Genomic DNA, 6,000 nt, shown 5'->3' with positions numbered 1-6,000 from the left:
ATTTTTTAGCCCTGATACTACGTGGACTGGAACTCAAATTCTCTTAAGTGAACAGCATTGCCGCATGGCGGGGCTTTTTGTTGCAATGTCAGACTGACAGAACCCGGGACTACTCGTCCAGGAAGCTGCGCAGCACTTCCGAGCGGCTCGGATGACGCAGCTTGCGCAGAGCTTTGGCTTCGATCTGACGGATACGCTCACGGGTGACGTCGAACTGCTTGCCCACTTCCTCGAGGGTGTGGTCGGTGTTCATGTCGATACCGAAGCGCATGCGCAGTACCTTGGCTTCCCGTGCGGTCAGCCCGGCCAGCACTTCGCGGGTCGCGTTGCGCAGGCTCTCGCTGGTGGCCGCATCCGCTGGCAGAGCCAGGGTGGTATCTTCGATGAAGTCGCCTAAGTGGGAGTCTTCATCATCACCGATGGGCGTCTCCATGGAGATGGGCTCCTTGGCGATTTTCAGTACCTTGCGGATCTTGTCTTCCGGCATGCCCATGCGCATGGCCAGCTCTTCCGGGTTCGGTTCACGACCCATCTCCTGCAGCATCTGGCGGGAGATACGGTTGAGCTTGTTGATGGTCTCGATCATGTGCACCGGGATACGGATGGTACGGGCCTGATCCGCGATGGAGCGGGTAATGGCCTGACGGATCCACCAGGTGGCATAGGTCGAGAACTTGTAGCCGCGACGATATTCGAACTTGTCGACCGCCTTCATCAGACCGATGTTGCCCTCCTGGATCAGATCCAGGAACTGCAGACCGCGGTTGGTGTACTTCTTGGCGATGGAGATAACCAGACGCAGGTTGGCCTCGACCATCTCTTTCTTCGCACGGCGGGCTTTGGCCTCACCGATGCTCATGCGGCGGTTGATGTCCTTGATCTGGGCGATGGACAGACCGGTCTCTTCTTCGATCTGCTGCAGCTTGCCGATGGAACGCAGTACTTCTTCGTCCATCTCGAGCAGGCGGGGAGACCACGCCTTGCCGGCCTGCTTCTGGTATTCGAACCAGGCAGTTTCGCACTCGTTGTTGGTGAAGGCCGCGACGAAGGTCTTCTTCGGCATCTTGGCCTGCTCAACGCAGAGCTTCATGATGATGCGTTCCTGCACGCGGACACGCTCCATCATCTCCCGCATGTTGTTGACCAGGCGATCGAACTGCTTGGGCATCAGGCGGAATTGACGGAAGACATCGGCCAGCTGGGCGATGGCATTCTGGGTGTCGTCGTGGGCACGGCCATTCTGCTGAATGGAGAGACGAGTCACCTCGTACTGGGCACGCAGTTCGCCGAATTTCTCGCGAGCGACTTCCGGATCCGGGCCACCGTCACCATCATCGTCGGAGTTGTCACCGTCTTCGTCTTCGTCTTCGTCCTCATCTTCGTCTTCGTCGGCAAGGTCGTCCTCGCTGAGCTCGGAGCCGATATGAGTGGCGGTCGGCGCCACGTCATCCACTTCGTTCGGATCGATGAAGCCGGAGATGATGTCGGACAGGCGAAGCTGCTCGGCTTCGTACTTGTCGTACTGTTCGAGCAGATAGGTGATGGCTTCAGGGTACTCGGCGACGGAGCTTTGTACCTGGTTGATACCGTCTTCAATCCGCTTGGCGATGTCGATCTCGCCTTCGCGGGTCAGCAGTTCGACGGTACCCATTTCCCGCATGTACATGCGGACGGGATCGGTCGTGCGACCAATTTCAGATTCAACAGATGCCAGAGCCTGGGCCGCTGCTTCGGCAGCGTCCTCATCGGCGGTACCACCTTCAGCCATGATAAGGTCATCGGCATCCGGAGCGTTTTCAACCACTTGAATGCCCATATCGTTGATCATCTGGATGATGTCTTCGATCTGGTCTGAATCGACAATGTCTTGCGGGAGGTGATCGTTCACCTCGGCATAGGTCAGGTAGCCCTGTTCTTTACCTTTGGCAACGAGGAGTTTAAGCTGAGACTGCGGGGTTTGCTCCATAGAACTCATCCGGTTGGTGTTGCTAGGTTGCGCGTACAGTGCGCTGCTGCGCAAATAGCCAATTCTAATAGAAAACCGCCAGACATGCTATGTCTGGTTGCGGCGTCGGTCATGAGAAACCCCTGCCCGCAGTGTTGTCGGGGCCAGGTGGTTATAAAGTGTTTGCTTTCAATCCCGTCGATTCGGGCAACGCTATTCATATTGGGACTGCTCACTCAAATATCAAGCCCCACTCTCATTTCTTTTCTCAATCTGCACCTCTCTGATCAGCATCATCAGCTCCTGAGTTTCCTCAGAGCTTAGCCCTTCCTGCGCCACCTTGGCCTGCAATTCTTCGATCCGTTGCTTCAGGAAAAGGTTGATGAAACCGACAAAAGTATCCTGCAATTCTCCCAGAATATCGGGCTCCTGATCGAGCTTTACCTCTTCAAACAGGTCATGCATCGCCAGCTGGGCAAGTATTTCTCCCTCTTTTGTGCCGCGCCAATGCTCCAGCAGGATACCCGTTGTCACTCCCGGCTGGATCAGGATCTGCTGGTGCAGTTGCAGCAGGAAAGGGATCCCCTGCAGGCGCAGCCCGGCCAACTCGGGCATGGCCGGCAGCTCGGCGGTGATCGCCGGATACTGCACCATCAGGGCCAGAGCCCTGCGGATCGGTGTCAGTTTGGTCGCCTTGGGTTTGTTGACTTCCACCTTGGGCTGGCTGTTGCGGGCAAACAGCTCGGCAATCCGCTGCTTGTTTTCTCCCCAACGCATCATGCTGGAAAGTCGGGTAATCAACCCCTCGCGAGTGAAACCTTCCGGTACCCGACGAATCAGCTCGGCGGCCTTGTTGGCCACTTCAAACTTGCCTGCCTCACCGGAAAGAGCCGCATCGCGCCCGAGGCGTTCGAACATGAAATCCGCAAACGACTGGGCCTTGTCGAGCAGCGCTTCGAACCCCTCCTTGCCGATCTGGCGTACCAGCGAGTCGGGATCCTCGCCATCCGGCAAAAAGACGAACTTGAGTTCACGGCCGTCCTGCAGGTGGGAGAGCGCGTTATCCAGCGCCCGCCAGGCAGCTTCCCGACCGGCGTTGTCGCCGTCGTAGCAACAGACCACCTCTGCCGTGGTACGGAACAGGGTGTGGATGTGATCGCTGGTGGTCGCAGTCCCCAGTGCCGCCACCGCATAGTCGATGTCGTACTGGCCGAGCGCCACCACATCCATGTAACCTTCCACCACCAGGATCCGGCGCGGATCCTTGTGTGCCTGCTTGACCTCATAAAGGCCGAACAGCTCTCGCCCCTTGTGGAAGATGGGGGTTTCGGGGGAGTTCAGGTACTTGGGCGTGCCATCCCCCAGCACTCGGCCACCGAAGCCGATGACCCGGCCACGTTTGTCCCGGATCGGAAACATGATGCGATCGCGGAAACGATCGTAGCTGCCCGGGCCGCTGTCACGGGGGATCAGCATACCGCCCGAAATCAGCAGTTGTTCGTGATCCCGACTGGCGCCAAAGCGGCGACGCACCTGATCCCAGTCCCCAGGGGCATAACCGATGTTGAAGCGCTTGACCACCTCGCCAGTCAGGCCCCGGCCTTTCAGATACTCCACCGCCTGAGGCGCGTTCTTGAGATTGCTCTCGTAGAAGCGCGCAATCTGGTTCATCAGCTCGAACAGATCCTTACTGACGGCTGGTTGGCTATGGCTTGATCCACCCGCCGTTTGCTCACGGGGGACCTGCATACCGTGCAGGCTTGCCAGCTCTTCGATGGCATCGGGGAATTCCAGGCCGTCGTACTCCATGACAAAGCCGATGGCATTGCCGTGGGCACCACAACCGAAACAGTGATAGAACTGCTTCTCCTGGCTGACGGTAAAGGAGGGGCTTTTTTCGTTATGAAAAGGGCAGCAAGCCTGGTAGTTCTTACCGGCTTTCTTCAACCGCACACGGGAGTCGATCAACTCGACTATGTCCGTGCGTACGAGCAGATCATCGATAAAGGATTGCGGGATCCTGCCAGCCATAACCGTCCTGTTTCATTGCATAGGAAATAAAAAAGCCGCGCATTCCAATGGGAAGCACGGCTTCTTCGACCAAACAAGAGAGTTGCCTGTTACGCCAAGCGGGTTTTCACCTGAGCACTGACGGCGCCGACATCGGCACGCCCCTGAATTTTTGGCTTCAAGACAGCCATGACTTTACCCATGTCAGCCATGACGGCAGCACCACTTTCAGCGATGGCTTGCTCGATCAGGGCGGCAATTTCGTCTGCGGTCAGCTGTTGTGGCAGGAACTCCTGCAGCACAACGATCTCGGCGGACTCTTTGTCGGCGAGATCCTGGCGACCGGCAGCTTCAAACTGGCTGATGGAATCGCGACGCTGTTTGACCATTTTGGTCACGACGGCGAGGATCTCTTCATCATTGAGCTCGACACGGGTATCGACTTCACGCTGCTTGATTTCTGCCATCAACAAGCGGATAGCACCCAACCGAGGCTTGTCTTTGGCAAGCATGGCGAGCTTTTGCTGATCCTTGAGTTGATCCTTCAGAGACACGGCATGATCCCTTGATTAGTACAGGCGGATACGACGTGCGTTTTCGCGGGACAGCTTCTTGGCGTGACGCTTGACAGCGGACGCTTTGGCGCGCTTGCGAATGGTAGTCGGCTTCTCGTAGAACTCACGGCTACGAACTTCGGACAGGATACCGGCCTTTTCGCAAGAACGCTTGAAGCGACGCAGAGCAACGTCAAACGGCTCATTTTCACGGACTTTGATTACTGGCATGTGCCTTTCACCTCAGTGATAAATTGTTAGCTGACCTTCAATCGATCAGCATGTCTTAAAATGGTGCGAAATTATACTCTGGACAGGGAATGAAAGTAAACCCGCAGAGATCGCTCTGGTTTAAAAAACCCGCGAAGGTTACCATAGCCGTCTCATTTTAGCAGTGAAATTTTTTAGCAATGCGTGTATTGGGCATAGAGACATCCTGTGACGAAACCGGGATCGCGATCTTCGATGATCAAAAAGGGATCCTTTCCCACCAGTTGTACAGCCAGGTCAAGCTGCATGCGGACTACGGCGGCGTCGTTCCCGAGCTCGCCAGCCGGGACCATGTACGCAAGACGATCCCCTTGATCCAGGCCGCCTTGAAAGAGGCTGGACTTGGCAAGGATGACATCGATGGCATCGCCTATACCGCGGGGCCAGGTCTGGTTGGTGCCATCCTGGTCGGGGCGACCATAGGCCGCTCGCTGGCGATGGCATGGGACAAGCCGGCCATCGCCGTACACCACATGGAAGGCCACCTGCTGGCCCCCATGCTGGAAGAGAAGGCCCCCGAGTTCCCCTTCGTGGCGCTCTTGGTTTCCGGCGGCCACTCCATGCTGGTTCGGGTCGACGGTATCGGCAGCTATCAGCTGCTGGGCGAATCGATCGACGATGCCGCCGGTGAGGCGTTCGACAAGACCGCCAAGCTGATGGGTCTGGACTACCCCGGTGGTCCGCTGCTCTCCCGGCTGGCAGAAAAAGGCACCACTGGACGCTTTACCTTCCCGCGTCCCATGACCGACCGTCCCGGGCTCGACATGAGCTTCTCCGGCCTCAAGACCTTTGCCGCCAATACCATAGCAGCCAATGGCGACGACGAGCAGACCCGTGCCGACATCGCCCGGGCGTTTGAGGATGCGGTGGTCGACACCCTGGCCATCAAGTGCCGCCGTGCCCTGAAAGAGACCGGTCTCAATCGTCTGGTCGTGGCAGGCGGCGTCAGTGCCAACCGTCATCTGCGCGCCCAGCTGGCCGAGCTGATGGAGAGCCTCAAAGGTGAAGTCTTCTACCCGCGCACCGAATACTGCACCGACAACGGCGCCATGATCGCCTATGCCGGCATGCAACGCCTGAAGGCGGGAGTCTTCGAACCCCTCGTCGTCAAGGCCGTGCCGCGCTGGCCGCTGGACACTCTGGATCCGGTATGATCCGGAAGATCCACGACAAAAAGAAAGGGGCCTGCGGCCCCTTTTTCATCTTGATGACGGTATTCAT

At 57.5% G+C, this 6,000-nt stretch carries 5 protein-coding genes; 1 reads left to right on the top strand and 4 read right to left on the bottom strand.

Translation table 11 applies throughout. The features are described from left to right. Positions 1–109: 109 nt before the first annotated feature. From rpoD to rpsU, 4 genes are all read right to left on the bottom strand, one after another. Entirely contained in the window at positions 110–2,005 is a 1,896-nt protein-coding gene (gene rpoD, locus OKB81_RS05215; RefSeq protein ID WP_263639565.1) for an RNA polymerase sigma factor RpoD, read from the bottom strand. A gap of 183 nt (positions 2,006–2,188) precedes the next feature. Further along, positions 2,189–3,976 (bottom strand): DNA primase, encoded by a 1,788-nt coding sequence (gene dnaG / locus OKB81_RS05210; RefSeq protein WP_069784226.1) that lies wholly within the window; start codon positions 3,974–3,976, stop codon positions 2,189–2,191. Between the two features lie 89 nt (positions 3,977–4,065). Then, positions 4,066–4,509, bottom strand: coding sequence for a GatB/YqeY domain-containing protein (locus OKB81_RS05205; protein ID WP_160837269.1), 444 nt, complete (start codon positions 4,507–4,509; stop codon positions 4,066–4,068). A 15-nt stretch (positions 4,510–4,524) separates the two neighbouring features. Then, complete coding sequence (rpsU, locus tag OKB81_RS05200) at positions 4,525–4,740, bottom strand: 30S ribosomal protein S21 (RefSeq protein WP_005309452.1); 216 nt, start codon at positions 4,738–4,740, stop codon at positions 4,525–4,527. Positions 4,741–4,919: 179 nt separating this feature from the next. Here rpsU and tsaD point away from each other — a divergent pair, with 179 nt between their 5' ends. Further along, entirely contained in the window at positions 4,920–5,933 is a 1,014-nt protein-coding gene (gene tsaD / locus OKB81_RS05195) for a tRNA (adenosine(37)-N6)-threonylcarbamoyltransferase complex transferase subunit TsaD (RefSeq protein ID WP_041213897.1), read from the top strand. Positions 5,934–6,000 lie beyond the last annotated feature (67 nt).

The organism is Aeromonas sp. QDB56 (genome assembly GCF_027705505.1).
GTDB lineage: Bacteria > Pseudomonadota > Gammaproteobacteria > Enterobacterales > Aeromonadaceae > Aeromonas > Aeromonas caviae.
The sequence above is the reverse complement of the archived record's forward strand: the minus strand, read 5'-3'. Positions and strand labels throughout refer to the sequence as shown.